Genomic DNA, 17274 nt, shown 5'->3' on the forward strand with positions numbered 1-17274 from the left:
GGCTCACCCCTCGCCGGTCAGCTCCCCGAGATCTTCGGGGGTGGCGTCGAGTTCCACGGCCACCGGCACCAGGGCGGCCACCTCGGCGGCGCGGCCCTCCTGGCGGAGCATGCGGGCGTAGCGGAGCACGGCGCTGATCCAGCCCGCCTCGATGCCCTTGCGGAAGTTGTCCTCGGCGGCGGCGAGGTCGCCCCGTCGCCGGTAGATCTCGCCGAGTTCGTCGTAGGCGGCGTCCGATCCGGCGTCGGCGGCCTGGTGGTAGTAGGCCAGCGCCTCGTCCTCCCGGCCCTGATCGGCCAGGAACCCGGCGTAGTAGTAGAGCGCGTCACTCCCATCGCCGGGCTCCTAGATCGGCCCGGTCATGGCACCGGGATCGGGACGGCTTCCCTCCTCGGCCGCGCGGGTGCGGGCGACCACCGCCCCCAGGGCGCCGCCGGTGTCGCCGATCACCGCGCCGAGCCCGGTCAGGGCCGTCATCCCGGTCAGCAGGCAGTCGCCGTACGCCATGGTGAATTCACCTATCAGACCGTCGTCGCCCCAGGCGGCGCCGCCCGCTCCGCGTTCCCTCAAACGCGCGAGCGCCGCGACGTAGTCTTCGCCGTGTGCGCTCATTTGCTGGGCGTTTTGCCACACTTCTTGATGGTCGATCTGGAAATTGGTGCCCACCGCGCAGATGCTAGCCAGCAAGTGGTACATCAACCTGTTTATGTAACATTAACCGCATAGGCCATTGCCGATAACGCGGGGAGCACCGAATGTCATTGCCGGAGTCCGGTTCTTCGAGCGATTCGGCGCTACTGGAGGAGGTCCTGCGGCAGGGGCAGGAGTCGCTGCTCCGGTTGCGGGAGGCGCAGGCCCGGCTCGGTGAGGTCACCGGGCGCGCGGAGAGCCCCGGCGGGCTCGCGCGGGCCACCGCCGACGGCCAGGCGGACATCAGCCATCTGCACCTCGACCCGCGCGCCCTGCGGCTCGGCCACCGCGAACTGTCCGCGCTGGTCACCGACGTGCTCCAGGCCGCGCGTGACGCGGAGACGGTCCTCTCCCGCGTGGCGCCCGCGCAGGCCGAGATCGACGAGATCACCGGCACCGGCGCAGGGCCGAGCGGCTCGGTCTCGGCCACGGTGGACGCGCGCGGCCGGGTGCTGGGCGTCGAGTTCGCGCCCCGCGCGCTGAGACTCGACAGCCGGACGCTCGCCGAAGAGACGATCACGGCCGTCCGCGCCGCGCGGGCCGACGCCGACCGGCGGTCGGAGGCGGTGCTGCACGACGCCCTGGGCGTCGATCCCGCCGAACTGCGCGCCGCGTACGGCGGGCTGCTCGACGCGCGATGGCGCTGAACCCGCCGACGCGTCCGGCGCGGAGATGTGCCAGGCTTGGAACCAGGTGACCACATCAGGGGGAGCGCAGGGAGGCCCGGTCCGGCACCCGGCCTCCGGACACCAGTGGAGGCATCGTGAGCTACCCCCAGCCCGGCCACTACCCGTGGCCCCCGCCGCCCCCTCCGCCGCCGTCGCCTCCGCCGCGAACGATGCCGAGGCATCTGTCCATCGCGCTGCTGATCATCGGGGTGGTGATGGCGCTGCTGTCGGTCGGCTGGGCCCTGGCCATCGTCTTCACCGGCGGCATTCCGAACCCGCCCACCGTGGGCGGGCCTGGTGAGCTGACCTCCTCCGAGCAGCCGTCCACCCCCGACCCGTCGCCCTTCACCGGGCAGCCCACGCAGCCCACTCAACCCACGCAGCCCACGCAGGCACCGCCCGGAACCACCGGGGCGACCGGCGGGATCACCGTGCCCGAGGTGCGCGGGATGAACAGCGCCACGGCCCGGACGCTGCTCAAGCAGCTCGGCCTGACCGACGTCAGGGTCAACGCCCCGGACGGCCGGCCGCTCGCCACCGGCAAGGAGGGGACGATCACCGATCAGACGCCGCTGCCGTCGACGCAGGTGCCGCCGGAGACGGCGATCAATCTCATGGTCGACCCGCCGCCGTCGCCGTGAGGGGTTCAGTCCTTGGGGCGGACGAACAGCTCAAGATGGGAGCACCGCACGCAGCGGAAGGCGTCGACTATCCAGCGGGGTTTACCCATGCGCCGCGCGCCGCCGAACAGCCCGCGTTCCAGAATGCCGGGAATCCAGCGCGCGTATCCCTGTGACGCCTCCCCGTTGTCTTCGATGAACCCCGGTTCCAGCTCCTGCCCGTCGCATTGCGTGCATCGCATTTCCATACTGTGACAGGTAACCACTTATCCGGTCTGCGGGATACGCGTCACCGCGTTCTTGAGCGCGTTCAGATAACTCTCGTGCGCGGCGCGGAGCTTCGCCGAGGAGAAGATCAGGGGCACCAGCGGCCCCGCCAGCGACTCCCGGATGGTCACCTTGGTCCGGCCGCGGGGGAGCGGTTCGAGGGTCTGCCGGTCCACCGCCTGGTAAGCGAGGAACACGCCGGTCCAGGTCAGTTCCCTGCCGGGTGAGACGACGGCGAACCTCGACCTGATCTTGACTCCCCCGAGCCGCCACACGAACGGCTCGCCGGGGGCGATGTCGCCGAGTTCCAGCACGCGGTGACCCGGCGTCCACTCGGGCCAGCGGCGCAGGTCGGCGAGCACGGACCATACCGTCCACGGGTCGGCGTCCACGATCACGCTCGACTCGGAGCGCACCGGCGCCGCCTCGTCGATCCGTCCCCGGAACGCGTATTCGGCCTGCAGCGCGTCGAGCGACGGTCCCCGGTAGAACAGCTTCTCCATGTCAGCACTCCTCACGTTCGAGAGCAATGCTCTCTTATGTGAGCGTCGTTCGTCAAGAGCACCGCTCTCAGGCCGGCTGGGCCGACCATGGGGGTGGCGCGCATGCCGACCAGCACGTACGGCGTGCCGTCCGGCAGCGTGGCGACCCGCTCCTTCAGCGCCCGGTCCCATGTCCGGCCGGTCAGCACCTCCACGACGCGGCCCAGCACCGCGTAACCGGCGCTGCCGTAGGACGGCGCGGTGCCGGGCGGGCAGTCCAGCGGCACTTCGCGGGCGGCCCGGACGTACTCGGCCAGGCAGTCGTCACCGCGTCCGGAGTCGTAGGTGAGTCGTGCTCGGCGAGACCGGGGTGGCCTACCTGGGGCCCAACGTGCTGCGGCTGTCCGAGGCCATGCTCGGCGTCTTCGAGGAGGGCGGCTTCTCGCTGGAAGGCGCCGACCAGGCGCTGAACACGCTCACCGCCTATGTCATCGGCCGGTCGTTCAGCGAGGCCGCCTGGCTGACCACCCTGGCCCGCAGCGGCCAGGACGAACGGGAGTGGACGGCACGCCTGTGGCCCGCCGCCGGGCACCGGCGGCGGGTCAGGTGCGGGAGACCAGGGCCACCACCAGCGCGGCGACGCCCTCCCGGACGACGGCCAGGACCGCGTCCTTGGCGCCGCCCGCGACGGCCGTGCCGAGTGCGCGCAGGCGGCCCGGTTCGGCCTCGACGGCGGCGACGACCGCGCCGGGGTCGGTGATCGTTCCGTCGGGGGCGACCACGCCGTCCCTGGTCAGCCGGGTGACGAAGGCGCGCAGTTCGGCGACGGCGGCGTCGAGGTCCGCCCGGGACACGCCTTCCGAGTTGTTGACGGTGAATGTGTTGTTGTTACCGCTCTGCGTGTACTTGTCGCGTCCGACCTTGTCCCCGAACACGTAGTCCGGCATCCGTCCCAGCCCCTTCCCTCGCCTAACTGTTGAAGGTCATCCTGTTGCCGGTCCCGTCCTGGTGGTACTTGTCCCTGCCGACCTTGTCGCCGACCACCAGGTCCCCGCTGACGTGGATGGTCCGCTCCTCGGACGGCGGGTCCTCGATGGCGGACACGATCTCGCCCTTGATCCGGTGGATCTCCCGGTGGTCGCTGCCGGAAAGCGCGGTGTACTGGGTGCCCGCCGCCTCGATCACCAGCGCGTACCTGGGCCGCCTGATCACGATCCGGTAGAAGAGCACGACCAGCAGGTACGCCGCCCGGATCCCCGCCAGGCCCAGCGCGTACGGCATGAACTGCCGGACCGCGCCCTCGATGTCGTAGCCGATGTCGACGTCCAGCTCCGGCAGCACCACGTCGAGCGCCACCACGGCCACACCGACCAGCACGATCAGGGCGGCGATCTCCCTCAGCGGGTAGTAGGTCGCGTACTTGCCGCCCCACACCAGCTTGAGGGTCTGCACCCGGGAGATGTTCGCCAGCGGGTACACCTCATGCGCGATCCGGACGACCCGCTTGCTGATCCGGATCTCACCCACGTGTTCCTTGGCCATGCCGTCCTCCGGGCAGGATGGAACGCTCGTCCCCCACACGGACGAACGCATACACCATGACGCCGATGGCGGCGGAGCGAGAGAGTACCCCCCTACTCAGGTAGGGCGGGCGGGGCGTGAGCCGCCCCCGGGGGCCGGGGGGTACGGCTCAGGAACGTCCCTCGCGCGGAGGGAGATGGGTGTCGAGCCAGTCCAGCTCGGCGAGGAGGCGGTCGGGCGGCCCCGCGAGCGAGGGGTCGCCGAGGGTGAAGTCGAGGGCGTCTCGCGTGGCCTGGTAGCGGGTGGCGGCGAGCAGCCGGGTGCGGACGACGGGATCGTGGGCCGCCCCGGCCTCGATCACCGTGGTGCGGGCCATGGCCGCGAGCTTGGCGGCCAGGACGTGGGTGCGACGGAATTCACGCCGCCGTATCGGGGAGAGGACCCAGAGGACGGCCCGCAGTACGACGGCGGGGTGACGGCAGGTGAGAGCGTGGCGGCCCGCCGCCAGCACCGCGCCGGGGAGGGTCGCCTCCGTGGCACGCCGAAGGCACTCGGCCTCCAGCGAGGCGAGGCGATCGACGCGGGCGCGCAGGCGGACGAGGAGGAGCCGCGAGAACATCTCCACCAGTTCCTGGTGGCGGCTGACCAGGCGGGGCTCCCAGGAGGTGCCGCGCTCCAGGGTGGGCAGGTCGGGATGATGGCCGAAGACCATCTCATGGGCGCGGACCGTGCAGGCGTAGGTCAGGGCGAGAACGACGTCTCTGGCGCGTCTCTTCGTCTGGACCTTCATGATCGTGCTGGTTGATGGGTGCTGCGAACAGGGACGATATTCATGGCCCTCCCGAGGGATACTGCTGCGCGGATGGCCGTCATGGCGGGGAAGCCCTGGCTTCAAGTATCTCAGGTGTTCGTCTGCCGTGCAGGCGACACCCCTCTCAAAGCACCTCAAATCAACCCCAGACGCACTGTGGGCCTAAGCATTGAACTCAGGGGTAAATGCGCAGGTACGGGGCATCGAGCAGGAGGACGGCATGCGTGCGATCACCGTGGAACCCGGCCAGAAGGGGTCGCTGCGGGTGGAAGACGTGCCCGATCCCGTGCCCGGCCGGGACGACCTGCTGGTGCAAGGACTGGCCCTGGGCATCTGCGGCACCGACCGGGAGATCGCCTCCGGCGAGTACGGCTGGCCGCCGGAAGGCCACGACCGGCTGATCCTCGGCCACGAGTCGCTCGGCCGGGTCGTCCAGGCCCCCGCGGGCTCCGGATTCACCGAGGGAGACCTCGTCGTCGGCGTGGTCCGGCGGCCCGACCCGGTGCCGTGCGGGGCCTGCGCCCAAGGCGAGTTCGACATGTGCCGCAACAACCGCTACGTCGAACGCGGCATCAAACAGCTCGACGGCTTCGGCAGCGAGCGGTGGACCATCGAGGCCGGCTACGCCGTCAAGCTCGATCCGGCGCTCGAATACCTGGGCGTGCTAATGGAGCCCACGACCGTGCTGGCCAAGGCATGGGACCAGATCGAGCGCATCGGGGCACGGGCCTGGTTCGAACCCCGCCGCGTCCTGGTCACCGGGGCCGGGCCGATCGGCCTGCTCGCCGCCCTGCTGGGCAGGCAGCGGGGCCTGGAAGTGGCCGTGCTGGACCGCGTCACCGAAGGGATCAAGCCCGAGCTGGTGCGCGCCCTGGGCGCCGAGTACCACACGGGGACGATCGCCGAGGCGGTCGGCGACACCGGCCCCGACATCATCATCGAGGCGACCGGCGCCGGGCGGCTCGTGTTCGACGCCATGGAGAAGATCGCGTCCGGCGGGATCGTCTGCCTCACGGGCGTGTCCACATCCGGGCGCGACCTGCGGGTGGACGCGGGGGCGATCAGCCGGGAGATCGTGCTGGAGAACAATGTGATCTTCGGTTCGGTGAACGCCAACCTGCGGCACTACCAACTGGCCACCGTCGCGCTCGCCGCGGCCGACCGTTCCTGGCTGAGCCGGTTGATCACCCGGCGGATTCCGCTGGCGGACGTCGCCGAGGCGATGGAACCCGACCCCGACGACATCAAGGTGGTCGTCGACCTGACGGCGTGACCCGGGCCGGGCCGGGACCTGGGCGTCGCCGCGTCCCGGTGAGGATGCAGGATGATCGGGAGACACGGCGAAGAGACGGCAAGGAGCCGACATGGCGGATAAGGCAGTCATCGGGGTCACCGGCCTCGCGGTAATGGGCCGCAACCTGGCCCGCAACCTCGCCAGGCATGGTCATTCCGTGGCGCTGCACAACCGGACCACGGCCAAGACCAAGGCGCTGGTGGAAGAATTCGGGCACGAGGGTCACTTCGTGCCCGCCGAGTCGGCGCAGGAGTTCGTCGCCTCGCTGGAACGCCCCCGCAGGCTGGTCATCATGGTCAAGGCGGGCGCGCCGACGGACGCGGTGATCGACGAGTTCGCGGACCTGCTCGAACCCGGCGACATGATCGTCGACGGCGGCAACGCCCACTTCGCCGACACCCGGCGGCGCGAGGCGGCGCTGCGCGAGCGCGGCCTGCACTTCGTCGGCACCGGGATCTCCGGCGGCGAGGAGGGCGCGCTGAACGGCCCGAGCATCATGCCGGGCGGCTCCGCGGAGTCCTACCGGGCCCTCGGGCCGCTGCTGGAGAGCATCGCCGCCAAGGTGGACGGAACGCCGTGCTGCGTCCACGTCGGACCGGACGGCGCGGGCCACTTCGTCAAGATGGTGCACAACGGCATCGAGTACGCCGACATGCAGCTCATCGCCGAGGCGTACGACCTGCTCCGCCAGGGCGCCGGGATGTCGCCCGCCGAGATCGCCGAGGTGTTCACCTCGTGGAACTCGGGGCGGCTGGAGTCGTACCTGATCGAGATCACCGCCGAAGTGCTCGCGCACACCGACGCGAAGACCGGCAAGCCGTTCGTGGACGTGATCCAGGACCAGGCCGAGCAGAAGGGCACCGGCCGTTGGACCGTGCAGACCGCCCTCGACCTGGGCGTCCCGGTCAGCGGCATCGCCGAGGCGGTCTTCGCCCGATCGGTCTCCGGCCACGCCGATCTGCGCCGCTCCGGACGCGGCCTGCCCGGCCCGAGCGACCTGCGGGACGAGGTCTCGCCGGACGACGTCGAGAAGGCGCTGTACGCGTCGAAGATCATCGCCTACGCGCAGGGGTTCAACCAGATCCAGGCGGCGAGCGCGGAGTACGACTGGAGCATCGACCTCGGCTCGATGGCGACGATCTGGCGGGGCGGCTGCATCATCCGGGCCCGGTTCCTCGACCGGATTCGCGGCGCCTACGAAGCGGACCCGGGCAACGCCACGCTGCTCACCGACGACCACTTCAGCGAGGCGCTCGGCGACGCGCAGGACGCGTGGCGCGGCGTGGTCGCCACCTCCGCCAAGCTCGGCATCCCGGCTCCGGGGTTCGGGTCGGCGCTGGCGTACTACGACGCGTTGCGGGCCGAACGGCTGCCCGCGGCGCTCACTCAGGCGCAGCGCGACTTCTTCGGGGCGCACACCTATCGGCGCGTGGACGAGGAGGGCTCCTTCCACACGCGGTGGGAGGCGGGCCGCACCGAAGAACGCGCCTGACCGCCAGCCGCCTGGGATTCGCCGAGGTGTGGTTCGCGTCGCCCCTTCGTCCGAACGGCCAATGATTCACGTGAAACATCGGGTGTTCGGCGGGGGCGGCGGCGGGGAACTTTACCTTGGGTTTTGCCCACGTCAGGGGTGAAAGCGCGAGCCCTGTGATGGGCTTCCTCATTGAGCATGGTTGTGAGGGGGCGGCGGCGATGCGTGACGAACACAGCGGCCGACAGGGCGACGGGCCGGACGACGGCGACGGTGAAGATCGCGCCGACGAACGGGACGGCGAGCAGGACGGCGGCGACACCTCTGGCAACGGCCACCGCCACGGACGCGACGGCGTGCGCTGGGGCACCCCCGGATTCACCGGCCCCGGCCCACGTCCCGGACGGCGGCGTCGCGACATGCACGACAAGTACGACCGGTACGAGCACGACAACGGAGACCCCGCCCGAGGCAACGGCCACCACGACAAACCCGGCGGCCTGACCAGGCGCGACCCCGGCAGCTCCGCCCGCCGCCGCCAACGCGGCACCGGCCGCCGCCCCCACCGCACCCACAACGATCCCCCCACCCCCCGCCCCAACCGCTACGACCCAACCGACGACGACACCAACCCCGACCTCCGCCCCCTCCCCTCCCACGACACCCCAGAGCCGACAAACGAAGACCACGCCGGCCACGCCCCCTCCAACGGCGAACACGGCCCCCGAGACACGGACTCCTCCCTTGGGGAGCCCCCCGGCGTCGACCACCCCCCGGCCCGGACACAGCCCGAGCAGGGACACGCGTCGGGTGAGCAGCCCGACAGGCGGTGGTGGGGGCCTGGGGCAGGGCGGCAGGGGCAGGAATCCGAGCGTGGTCGTCGTGTCGGCGCGGAGCCGCATGGGCAGTCCGATGGGCAGCACGGTGGAGGGGGATACCAGCGCGATTGGCGGCGGGTGGGGGCGCCGTCCGGGATCGAGGGGGGACCACGGCCGAGGCGGGGGCGGCATGCGCGGGGGCGTGGGGTGGTGACGCGGCGTGGGAGTCGGAGTCGTGGTCGGGATGTGCGGGGGCGGGAGTTCGGGCTCAGGAAGGGGCTCGCGCTCACCGCAGGGTCCGCGGTTCTGTGGGGGCTGGCGCATCTGGTCGCCTGGCGGGGGCGGGCCGGGCTCGGGCTGCTCGCGCTGCAACTCGCCGTCGTGATCGCCGCCGTCGTCCTGGTCACCGGTCATCGAGCCCGGCTGCTGACGCTCGCCGTCCAGCCCGGGTGGCTGACCGGACTCGCCGCCGCGCTGATCGCCGTGGCACTGGTCTGGGTGGCCGTGATCGTCGGCTCCTGGCGGCTGGTGCGCCCCGCCGACGGCGGCGGGCCGCTGGTGACCGGCCTGGTGGTGCTGCTGTGCGTGATCGTCGTCACCCCCACGCTGCTCCTGGCCCGCCTCGCCTACCTCTCCAGCGACCTGGTGACCAGCGTGTTCGCCCCCGGCGCGGCCCAGACGCCCGACCCCTGGAAGGGCCGCACCAGGCTCAACGTCCTGCTGCTCGGCGCCGACGCCGCCCCCAACCGGTACGGCGTCCGCACCGACAGCATCACGCTCGCCACGATCAGCACCGAGACCGGCCGTACCGTGCTGTTCGGCCTCCCCCGCAACCTGCAGCACGTGCCGATGCCGCCCGGCCCCGCCCGCGCCCGCTTCCCATGGGGTTTCAGCGGCGAGCCCCCGCACAGTCCCGGCCTGCTCAACGAGGTCTACCAGTACGCCGAGGAGCACCCCGAGATCGTCCCCGGCGTCCAGAACGGCTCGCGCGGCCCCACCCTGCTCAAGGAGACCGTGAGCGGCGTCCTCGGCCTGGACGTGGACTACTACGCGATGGTCGACATGCGGGGTTTCGCGCAGCTCATCGACGCCATGGGCGGCGTGACGGTCACCATCAGGGACCCCATCGTGTACGGCAGGCGCAACGAGGGCCACATCCCGGCCGGCACCCGCCGTCTCTCCGGCGAGGCCGCCCTGTGGTTCGGCCGCTCGCGCACCGACAGCAGCGACTACGTCCGCATGTCGCGGCAGCGCTGCCTGCTCAACGCCGTCGCCAAGCAGGCCGACCCGGTCACCCTGCTGCGCGGGTTCGACGCTCTCGCGCACGCCGCCAAGCGCGCCGTCTCCACCGACATCCCGCAGTACCTGCTGCCGGAGCTGGTCAACCTGTCCGAGCGGGTCAAGGAGGCCCCGATCACCAGCGTGCAGTTCGTCCCGCCGATGATCGACACCGCCGCGCCCGACTACCGGCTGATCCGGAACAAGGTCACGCAGTCCATCGCCGCCTCCGACCGGCACCGGGCCCGGCCGCGCGCGACCTCGGCGGCGGGTTCCGACACAGTAGGCGAATCCGCGACCTCCCCTGGGGACCCCGACTCCCTCGACACCGTGTGCCGCTGACGCCCGCCGCGCCCGGACGCCTCCCCCGTCAGTGCGCGGCGGCGGAGGCGGGACGCTCGGCCGCGCCGCGCAGGGCCCGTACGGCGGCGGCGGGGTCGTCGGCGAAGAACCGGATCGTGTGGACCTCGGCCTGCCGCCCCAGCGGACGGGTGACGGTGACCGGCTCGGTCAGCTCGACCACGACGTTGGTCTGCGACCCGACCACCACGCTCAGCCTGCCGTCGGCCACGCGCACCATGCTGTTCTCATTGAGGTTTCGGGCCTGGCGCACCGAGGCGATCAGCGCCATGGGCACGCGGGCGTCGAAGTAGGCGGCGTAGCGGACGCGCAGTTCGCCCGGCGTGACCACGTGCGGGCGGGTGGCGCAGGCGGCGGCGAAGGCCAGGCCGAACAGGATCCCGTAGACGTCGATGGCCAGGAGCGTGAACCGCACGGGGCCCGGCGCGTCCATCGCGACGAGGATCAGGTCCACGGCGACCGCCTCCACGACCATGGCGAAGAGCATGAGCAGGGTCATCGTGGCCTGCTCCTTGACGTAGGACACCGCGATGGCCCCGCGCGGCACGCCGTGGCGGCGGCGCGCGATCCAGAGGAGGAGGCTCGCCATGCCCTTCAGCTCGAACAGCACCACCAGGCGGACCGGGCCGGGCACCATCTGATCGACGGTCGCGGTCAGCGCGGCCCGCCGCGTGGCGCCCGCCCGCCGTCCGGCCCGGAACAACCGGTAGGCGGTCACCGCCTCCAGCGCCAGCACGAGCAGCACGACGATCTCCGCCGCCACCAGCACCGGCCGCGGCGGCGCGACCCCTGCGACGAGCAGCACCACGAGCAGCAGCTCGCCGGGCACCACGAAGTACAGCAGCCCACGCGCGATCTTGACCATGCCGATCCCCTCCCGCCACTCCCGGCGTCGACCGCCGCTCAACCGTCATTAGAAACGTTGACGTCGCGACAAGGTCAACCGGCGAGGGGGGTGGGTCAGGAGACGTGTAGGACGATCTTGCCGCGCGGGTGTGGTCGGCGGCCACCTGCCGGTGGGCGGCGGCGACCTGGGGAGGGGGTGGATGGTGACGCTGGGGAGGGTGACCGCGCCCGTCCTGAACCAGTCGCCCTGCGGCAGGGTGCCGTGCTCGGCGAGCCGCAACCGTTCGGACGCCTTTTCGGTGGACGGTTTGAATTGAAAGTTCATCAGCCGATTCCCGTAGACTCGAAATCGGGATATCGCGCCATGGGTCCCGATCAATTGTCACCCGAGTCTTGACCGAGCAGCGGAGTATGGCAATGCAATTCTCCGTTCTGCTATGGTCAGATTTGTCTACATATATCCGGCCAGCTCAACGGGGGTGAGGCGACCGGAACGAGACATACTTGAACAGCCGATCGCCTTGGGGAGGCGGTGACGGAATGGATGACGCCGCACCAGATCCGGCACGACTGCACACGGTCAGTGAATTCACCCGGTCGTTACGCCAGCTTCGCGCCTGGTCAGGACTCACCTTTCGGCAGATATCGCAGCGCGCCGCCTCGGCCGGACGGTTTCTGCCGCACAACACGCTCGCCACCGCCCTCCAACGCGACCGCCTGCCACGCGAGGAACTACTGATCGCCTTCGTCGCCGCCTGCGGCCTGACAGACGAACAGGTAGCCGCGTGGACCTCCGCCCGCCGCCGCATCGCCAAACTGACCATCCCGGGCCCCACAACGCCCCCGACCACCCCCACTGAGCAAGCCCCTCCCACGCCCATGCCTGCTGCCGCCCGGCCCCCGGATTCTCCGCCTGCGGTCGCGGGCAGCGGCGCCTTCCGGCCCGCCGTCCCCCGAAGCACGCCCCCTCAGACCGCGACCGCATGGGACGGGAGGGGCGCGGCTGCGAATACCCAAGCCGTGAGCCCCTCAGCCACGGAGCCTCCGACCGCCGACGCGGGAGGCGGTGAGCGGCGACCTGCCGTCCCCCAGGGCGCGGAATCTCCGGCCACCGCCACCTGGGGCACGGAACCCATGCCTGCGGACACCGTGAGCGCGGGCACCACGCCCACGAACGGCCGGGGTGCGGGCACCACGTCTGCGGACGCCCGGGGTGCGGAATCTGAGGCCGCCGTCTCTTGGGGCACCGAGACCACGGCGGCGACCAACAGGCGCGCGGCTCCCGCGCCTCACCCTCCGGCGGTGACCGCCTGGGGTGCGAGAGGCGCGACTGCGGACACCCGAGGTGTGGAACCCACGCCCGCCGTCCCCAGGGACGTACCTGTCCAGGAGGCCGGACCCGCCATGGCGACCGAGCTGGGCGAGGCCGTAGCCGGGCGAGACGCCGAGGCCGAGCCACGGGGCGCACGTTCTACGGGCGGTCGCGTTGGAGAGGCGGATAGCATCGCCGGGGGAGACGTGGGGGCCGCTCCGCGGGGTGGTGGGGAAGGGGAGCGGGTGGTGGCGCGGCGGCGGGTGTTGTTGGCGGCGTTGGGGGTGGGGGCGATGGCGGGGGTGCCGGCGTTGGTGGCGTTGGCCAACGCGTTGAAGTCTCCGCCGCGCTCTGTGGCGTCGGCGCGCACGGCCGGTACGGCGTCCAGGACAAGCACGACCGCGACCGCCACTGCCGCTTACGCCGTGTTCGAGCATCCTGACGAACTCTGGAACGTCGCGTTCAGCCCGCACGGGCGGGTGCTGGCCACCAGCAGTCTGGATGGGACCGCCCGCTTGTGGGATTTGACCACGATGAAGCCGGTCGCCACGCTCGGCGGTCACACCCACTACGTGTACTCGGTGGTCTTCAGCCCGGACGGGCGCGTGCTGGCCACCGGCAGCCAGGACGGCACCGTGCGGCTGTGGGACATGGCCACCAGCCGGCTGATCACCGTCCTGAAGGGGCACACCGACGCCGCGGATCCGGTCTTCTCCCCCGACGGCCGTACGCTGGTCACCACGAGCCGCGACGAGATCGTCCGGCTGTGGGACACGCGGACCATGAAACGCGCCGCCACCCTCGGCGATCACACAGGCCCGATCATGTGCGTCCGCTTCGCCCCCGACGGCGCGACCCTGGCCACCAGCAGCAGCGACGGCACCGCGCGGTTGTGGGACACCGCCACCGGCCGGTCGATCGCCCGGTTCACCTGCCCGTTCCCCGACCAGAGCCCGCTCATCTTCACCTCGGACGGCGAGCTCCTGGCCGTGCACTCCGACCAGGAGCGGGTGTGGCTGCGGAACATGTCCCGGGAGAAGACCCTCGCCACCTTCCAGGGCCAGGGCTGCCAACTGTTCGCCAAGGACTCCCCGGCCCACGGACTCGCCGATGTCGTGGTGCGCGCCCCCACCGGGAGCGTGCGGGCTTGGAACATCCCCCTGGTGTCCCCGGAGGAGCGCCTGGTGGTCCATCACCAGCCCGATGTCGTCTTCCAGACGCCCGCCGGTGACTACCGGCAGGTGGCGATCGGGTGGGACGGCGAAATCCTGGCGGTCGGCGCGATGCACGGGCCCGAGCCGCATGGGGAGGTCGATCCGACGGTGTGGCTGGGTGACGCGCGCGGTGAGCGGGTGCTGCCGCCGCTGGTCGGTCACGTCGGCCGGGTCCGTGCGGTGGCCTTCAGCCCGCGCCAGACCGTGGTGGCCACCTGCGGGACGGACAAGACCGCCAGGTTGTGGCGTATCTCCCGTAGACCCCAATAGCCGACACACGCTGACGACACGCCGGTGACACGCCCGCGTGGGAGACGCGGCGCGCCGAGATCACCCGAAGGGGGACGACAGCACGGCCTCGGCGTGGCATGATTCATCCAACCGTTGCAGAAACGGTTTTCATAATCGATGTCGGATCGGGGAGTGACTCCGCGTGCGCGTAGCCTTCGTCGGCAAGGGCGGTAGCGGCAAGACCACCATGTCAGCGCTGTTCGCGAGATATGTCGCGGGCCGCGGGGCGCCGGTGGTCGCGATCGACGCCGACATCAACCAGCACCTCGGCATGGTCCTCGGCGCCGAGGAGACCCCGCGCCCGATGGGCACCCATCTGAAGGAGATCAAGGAGTACCTGCGGGGCGACAACCCCCGCATCACCTCGGCCGACGCGATGGTCAAGACCACGCCGCCCGGCCGGGGCTCCCGGCTCCTGAAGATCGCCGAGGCGTCCGATCCGATCCACCAGCGCTTCTCCATGACCACCCCGGAGGGGCCCGGCCTGATGGTGACCGGGCCGTTCGACGAGGACGACCTCGGGGTGGCCTGCTACCACTCCAAGGTCGGCGCCGTCGAGCTGTACCTCAACCACCTGGTAGACGGCCACGGTGAATACGTCGTGGTGGACATGACGGCCGGGGCCGACTCCTTCGCCTCCGGCCTGTTCACCCGGTTCGACCTCACCTACCTGGTGGCCGAGCCGACCCGCCAGGGCGTGGGCGTCTACCGCCAGTACCGCGACTACGCGGCCGAGTACGGCGTGCGCGTCGCCGTCGTGGGCAACAAGGTCCAGGGCGAGGAGGACGTCGAGTTCCTGCGCGACCACGTGGGCGACGACCTGCTGGTCTGGTTCCAGCACAGCAGGGCCGTCCGGGCGCTCGAACAGGGCAGGCCGTTCGTGCTCGGCGACCTGGAGCCCGCCAACGTGGCGGCGCTGGCCGTCCTGCTGCGCAACCTCGACGCCCAGCAGAAGGACTGGGACCGGTTCGGACGGCAGGCGGTCGAGTTCCACCTGCGCAACGCCGCCGCCTGGGCCAACCGCGCGGTCGGGGAAGACCTCGCCGACCAGGTCGATCCGGGGTTCGTGTTCGGTCCCGCACAGGCGCGGAACCGTCCCATTCCGGCACAGCTCGGCAAGCCCGCGCACATGAGTGTCGCCCCGTAGCCATCTGGAGTGATCACCCAGCCTTACCTAGCGTCGAAATCAGTCCCTTCCGGAAGGAGACCCAGCAATGTCGCTGACCGTTCCCAACGATCTGCTCGACCAGGCCAGGGCGGGGGAGGTCGATGACGCGGCGTTCATCGCCTGCGTCCGCGACTCGCTCCCCTACGCGTGGTCGGTGATCAGCGAACTGGCCGAACGGCGTGACCGGACGGGCGCCGCGTTCACCGACAACCAGACACCGCCGCCGGACGAGGCCGCCCGCGGCCAGCTCCTGCGGTGCCTGGCGAGTGACTCGATGCGCGGCGCGCTGGAGCGTCACTTCGGTGTGCGCCTGGCCTTCCAGAACTGTCACCGTGTCGCCGTCTTCGACCCCACCGCCACCGAGGCCCTGCGTGACTTCGTCACGCCCAGGGCGCAGATCCTGAACCAGAAGCCGGAGCTGGTGGACTGCTAGGCGCGGCGCACCCGGGGCAGCACTTCGGCCCCGAGCCGCGCGATGGTGTCGAGGGGGGGGGGGGGGGGGGCCCCCCCCCCCCTCGACCATGTAGACGAGGTGCCGCAGGCCGGTGCGCCGGTAGGTGCGGGTGATCTTCTCGACGCAGTGGTCGGGGGAGCCGACGGGGTGGATGCGGCAGAGCAGGTCAACGTAGGCGGCGATGTCGCGTTCGGGAATGGACCGGCCGTCCACCGGCACGTATCCGGCCAGCCCCGGTTCCAGCCAGCCGGGCATGGCGGCCGTCAGCTCGGCCACCGCCCGCTCGGTGGTGTCGGCGACATGGCCGACCACCGCCGCCACATGCTCGACGCCGGAGGCCCCGGAGACCCCAGCGGCTCCGATACGCCGGTAGTCGGCGATCAGCGCGGCCTTCTCCTCGTCGCCGATGTGCAGGCCGAGCAACATCGGCAGGCCGCGGGCGGCGGCCAGCGCGACCGTCCCGGGTGACGTGCAGGCCACGAGCGGCGGCGGCATGCCGTCGCCGCCGGGTGACATCGGCACCTCGCGGAACCGGAAGAACTCGCCGTCGGCGCCCACCCGGTCCCGGGTCAGCGCGGCGCACAGCAGGTCGAGCGATTCGGGGAAGCCTCTCTCGAACCGGTCGAGCCCGGTGCCGAACACCTCCAGGTCGGTCCACGGCCCGCCGCGTCCGACGCCGAGCACGAACCGGCCGCCCGAGGCGTGATGCAGCACCGCCGCCTCCTCTGCCAGCGCCACCGGGTGCCGGCTGGACAGCACGCTCACCGCCGTGCCGACCCGGATCCGCGAGGTACGGCCGAGCGCCAGCCCGGCCAGCGTGACCGCCGACGGGCACACGCCGTAGGACATGAAGTGGTGCTCGGCGATCCACGCGTCATCGAATCCGGCGGCCTCCGCCGCCACGATCGCCTCGACCGTGTCGGCGAGCACCTGCCCGGCCGTCATGCCGGGGAACCTCGCGGCCAGCAGAAACACTCCGGCGCGTGCCTGACGGGTCTGGTTCATCGTTCCTCCGGCGGGAGGTGGGGGGCTAGACGGCGAACAGTCCGAGCTGGCCCTGCGCGGCGGCCGGGTCGCGGTGCTTCTTGCGGTGCCGCCACTGCGGCAGGTCGTCCAGGTAGGACCAGGACAGCCGGTGGTGCGGGGTGGGGCCCAGCTCGGCCAGGGCCGCCTGGTGCACGGGTGACGGATATCCGGCGTTGTCGGCGAAGGCGTACTCGGGGAAGCCGAGCGTGCCCATGTGGGCGTCGCGCCGGACCTTGGCCAGCACGGACGCCGCGGCCACCGAGATCGAGCTCTGGTCGGCCTTGATCTCGCAGCGGACCGGCCAGGGCGAGCCGATGTAGTCGTGCTTGCCGTCCAGGATCACCACGTCAGGGCGTTCGGGGAGGGCGTCGAGGGCGCGGCGGGCCGCGCGGCGCAGGGCCTCGGTCATGCCGACCTCGTCGATCTCGGCGGCGCTCGCCTCGCCGTGGCCGATGCCCGGCGCCCACTCCTGGATCTCGGCCGCCAGCGCGGTACGGCGCGCGGCGGTGAGCAGCTTGGAGTCGGTGAGCCCGGCGGGCGGATCGGACAGGTCGGTCACCACCGCGCAGACCGCCACGGGCCCGGCCCACGCTCCCCTGCCGACCTCGTCGATCCCGGCGACCAGCCGGGCGCTGCCGCGCAGCAGCAGGTTTTCGATGGCGTAGGTAGGGCTCACGGCCGGA

17 protein-coding genes and 3 pseudogenes are annotated in these 17274 nt (G+C 71.4%); 9 read left to right on the plus strand and 11 right to left on the minus strand.

Annotated elements, in window-relative coordinates; translation table 11 throughout:
• Positions 1-3 precede the first annotated feature (3 nt).
• Both P3X83_RS25865 and P3X83_RS25870 read right to left on the minus strand, forming a co-directional pair.
• Entirely contained in the window at positions 4-129 is a 126-nt protein-coding gene (locus P3X83_RS25865; RefSeq protein WP_277307813.1) for a hypothetical protein, read from the minus strand.
• 216 nt (positions 130-345) lie between these two features.
• The gene (locus tag P3X83_RS25870; protein WP_277307814.1) at positions 346-666 is read right to left on the minus strand and encodes a hypothetical protein; all 321 of its coding nucleotides are present in this window, start codon (positions 664-666) and stop codon (positions 346-348) included.
• An 89-nt stretch (positions 667-755) separates the two neighbouring features.
• Between P3X83_RS25870 and P3X83_RS25875 the strand changes: the two genes are divergently transcribed.
• Both P3X83_RS25875 and P3X83_RS25880 read left to right on the plus strand, forming a co-directional pair.
• Positions 756-1337 carry a YbaB/EbfC family nucleoid-associated protein gene (locus P3X83_RS25875; RefSeq protein ID WP_277307815.1) on the plus strand — a complete coding sequence of 194 codons (582 nt, stop codon included), beginning with the start codon at positions 756-758 and terminating at the stop codon, positions 1335-1337.
• A 116-nt stretch (positions 1338-1453) separates the two neighbouring features.
• On the plus strand, positions 1454-1999 hold the full coding sequence (locus P3X83_RS25880; RefSeq protein WP_277307816.1) for a PASTA domain-containing protein: 546 nt from the start codon (positions 1454-1456) through the stop codon (positions 1997-1999).
• Between the two features lie 5 nt (positions 2000-2004).
• On the opposite strand, the gene P3X83_RS25885 is transcribed toward P3X83_RS25880, so the two are convergent.
• The 3 genes and pseudogenes from P3X83_RS25885 to P3X83_RS25895 all read right to left on the minus strand — a co-directional run.
• Positions 2005-2220: a hypothetical protein gene (locus tag P3X83_RS25885; protein WP_277307817.1), complete on the minus strand. Its 216-nt coding sequence runs from the start codon at positions 2218-2220 to the stop codon at positions 2005-2007.
• Positions 2221-2244: 24 nt separating this feature from the next.
• Entirely contained in the window at positions 2245-2748 is a 504-nt protein-coding gene (locus tag P3X83_RS25890; RefSeq protein WP_277307818.1) for an SRPBCC domain-containing protein, read from the minus strand.
• Positions 2749-2759: 11 nt separating this feature from the next.
• A pseudogene (locus tag P3X83_RS25895) lies at positions 2760-3065 on the minus strand (serine hydrolase domain-containing protein); the annotation flags it as partial.
• 32 nt (positions 3066-3097) lie between these two features.
• Here P3X83_RS25895 and P3X83_RS25900 point away from each other — a divergent pair.
• A pseudogene (locus tag P3X83_RS25900) lies at positions 3098-3262 on the plus strand (TetR/AcrR family transcriptional regulator C-terminal domain-containing protein); the annotation flags it as partial.
• 67 nt (positions 3263-3329) lie between these two features.
• Here P3X83_RS25900 and P3X83_RS25905 read toward each other — a convergent pair.
• The 3 genes from P3X83_RS25905 to P3X83_RS25915 all read right to left on the minus strand — a co-directional run bounded on the left by P3X83_RS25905 (position 3330) and on the right by P3X83_RS25915 (position 5038).
• Positions 3330-3674, minus strand: coding sequence for a hypothetical protein (locus tag P3X83_RS25905; protein WP_277307819.1), 345 nt, complete (start codon positions 3672-3674; stop codon positions 3330-3332).
• A gap of 22 nt (positions 3675-3696) precedes the next feature.
• The gene (locus P3X83_RS25910) at positions 3697-4269 is read right to left on the minus strand and encodes a DUF6232 family protein (RefSeq protein WP_277307820.1); all 573 of its coding nucleotides are present in this window, start codon (positions 4267-4269) and stop codon (positions 3697-3699) included.
• A 148-nt stretch (positions 4270-4417) separates the two neighbouring features.
• The gene (locus tag P3X83_RS25915; RefSeq protein ID WP_277307821.1) at positions 4418-5038 is read right to left on the minus strand and encodes a hypothetical protein; all 621 of its coding nucleotides are present in this window, start codon (positions 5036-5038) and stop codon (positions 4418-4420) included.
• 241 nt (positions 5039-5279) lie between these two features.
• On the opposite strand from P3X83_RS25915, the gene P3X83_RS25920 reads away from it, so the two are divergent.
• The 3 genes from P3X83_RS25920 (at position 5280) to P3X83_RS25930 (ending at position 10262) form a co-directional block, all read left to right on the plus strand.
• Positions 5280-6332 (plus strand): glucose 1-dehydrogenase, encoded by a 1053-nt coding sequence (locus P3X83_RS25920; protein WP_277307822.1) that lies wholly within the window; start codon positions 5280-5282, stop codon positions 6330-6332.
• Positions 6333-6423: 91 nt separating this feature from the next.
• Positions 6424-7845: an NADP-dependent phosphogluconate dehydrogenase gene (gene gndA, locus P3X83_RS25925; RefSeq protein ID WP_277307823.1), complete on the plus strand. Its 1422-nt coding sequence runs from the start codon at positions 6424-6426 to the stop codon at positions 7843-7845.
• 200 nt (positions 7846-8045) lie between these two features.
• Positions 8046-10262, plus strand: a complete 2217-nt coding sequence (locus tag P3X83_RS25930) for an LCP family protein (RefSeq protein ID WP_277307824.1) — start codon at positions 8046-8048, stop codon at positions 10260-10262.
• Between the two features lie 28 nt (positions 10263-10290).
• Here the strand turns inward: P3X83_RS25930 and P3X83_RS25935 are convergent, their stop codons facing one another.
• Complete coding sequence (locus tag P3X83_RS25935; RefSeq protein WP_277307825.1) at positions 10291-11145, minus strand: hypothetical protein; 855 nt, start codon at positions 11143-11145, stop codon at positions 10291-10293.
• 1718 nt (positions 11146-12863) lie between these two features.
• On the opposite strand from P3X83_RS25935, the gene P3X83_RS25940 reads away from it, so the two are divergent.
• From P3X83_RS25940 to P3X83_RS25950, 3 genes are all read left to right on the plus strand, one after another.
• On the plus strand, positions 12864-13922 hold the full coding sequence (locus tag P3X83_RS25940) for a WD40 repeat domain-containing protein (protein ID WP_277307826.1): 1059 nt from the start codon (positions 12864-12866) through the stop codon (positions 13920-13922).
• Between the two features lie 163 nt (positions 13923-14085).
• Entirely contained in the window at positions 14086-15090 is a 1005-nt protein-coding gene (locus tag P3X83_RS25945; protein WP_277307827.1) for an ATP-binding protein, read from the plus strand.
• 67 nt (positions 15091-15157) lie between these two features.
• Positions 15158-15544 (plus strand): SCO5389 family protein, encoded by a 387-nt coding sequence (locus P3X83_RS25950; RefSeq protein ID WP_277307963.1) that lies wholly within the window; start codon positions 15158-15160, stop codon positions 15542-15544.
• A gap of 159 nt (positions 15545-15703) precedes the next feature.
• On the opposite strand, the pseudogene P3X83_RS25955 reads toward P3X83_RS25950, so the two are convergent.
• A pseudogene (locus tag P3X83_RS25955) lies at positions 15704-16570 on the minus strand (LLM class flavin-dependent oxidoreductase); the annotation flags it as partial.
• 25 nt (positions 16571-16595) lie between these two features.
• Entirely contained in the window at positions 16596-17267 is a 672-nt protein-coding gene (locus P3X83_RS25960; protein WP_277307828.1) for a ribonuclease HII, read from the minus strand.
• Between the last annotated feature and the right edge of the window lie 7 nt (positions 17268-17274).

Origin of the sequence: Spongiactinospora sp. TRM90649 (genome assembly GCF_029382225.1) — a bacterium.
In the GTDB taxonomy this organism is placed as follows: domain Bacteria; phylum Actinomycetota; class Actinomycetes; order Streptosporangiales; family Streptosporangiaceae; genus Spongiactinospora.

Bases quoted from the DNA above. Each gene is read 5' to 3' on its own strand.
- P3X83_RS25875 (WP_277307815.1), top strand. From the start codon at position 756: ATGTCATTGCCGGAGTCCGGTTCTTCGAGCGATTCGGCGCTACTGGAG.
- P3X83_RS25885 (WP_277307817.1), bottom strand. From the start codon at position 2,220: ATGCGATGCACGCAATGCGACGGGCAGGAGCTGGAACCGGGGTTCATC.
- P3X83_RS25890 (WP_277307818.1), bottom strand. From the start codon at position 2,748: ATGGAGAAGCTGTTCTACCGGGGACCGTCGCTCGACGCGCTGCAGGCC.
- P3X83_RS25905 (WP_277307819.1), bottom strand. From the start codon at position 3,674: ATGCCGGACTACGTGTTCGGGGACAAGGTCGGACGCGACAAGTACACG.
- P3X83_RS25910 (WP_277307820.1), bottom strand. From the start codon at position 4,269: ATGGCCAAGGAACACGTGGGTGAGATCCGGATCAGCAAGCGGGTCGTC.
- P3X83_RS25915 (WP_277307821.1), bottom strand. From the start codon at position 5,038: ATGAAGGTCCAGACGAAGAGACGCGCCAGAGACGTCGTTCTCGCCCTG.
- P3X83_RS25920 (WP_277307822.1), top strand. From the start codon at position 5,280: ATGCGTGCGATCACCGTGGAACCCGGCCAGAAGGGGTCGCTGCGGGTG.
- gndA (WP_277307823.1), top strand. From the start codon at position 6,424: ATGGCGGATAAGGCAGTCATCGGGGTCACCGGCCTCGCGGTAATGGGC.
- P3X83_RS25930 (WP_277307824.1), top strand. From the start codon at position 8,046: ATGCGTGACGAACACAGCGGCCGACAGGGCGACGGGCCGGACGACGGC.
- P3X83_RS25935 (WP_277307825.1), bottom strand. From the start codon at position 11,145: ATGGTCAAGATCGCGCGTGGGCTGCTGTACTTCGTGGTGCCCGGCGAG.
- P3X83_RS25950 (WP_277307963.1), top strand. From the start codon at position 15,158: ATGTCGCTGACCGTTCCCAACGATCTGCTCGACCAGGCCAGGGCGGGG.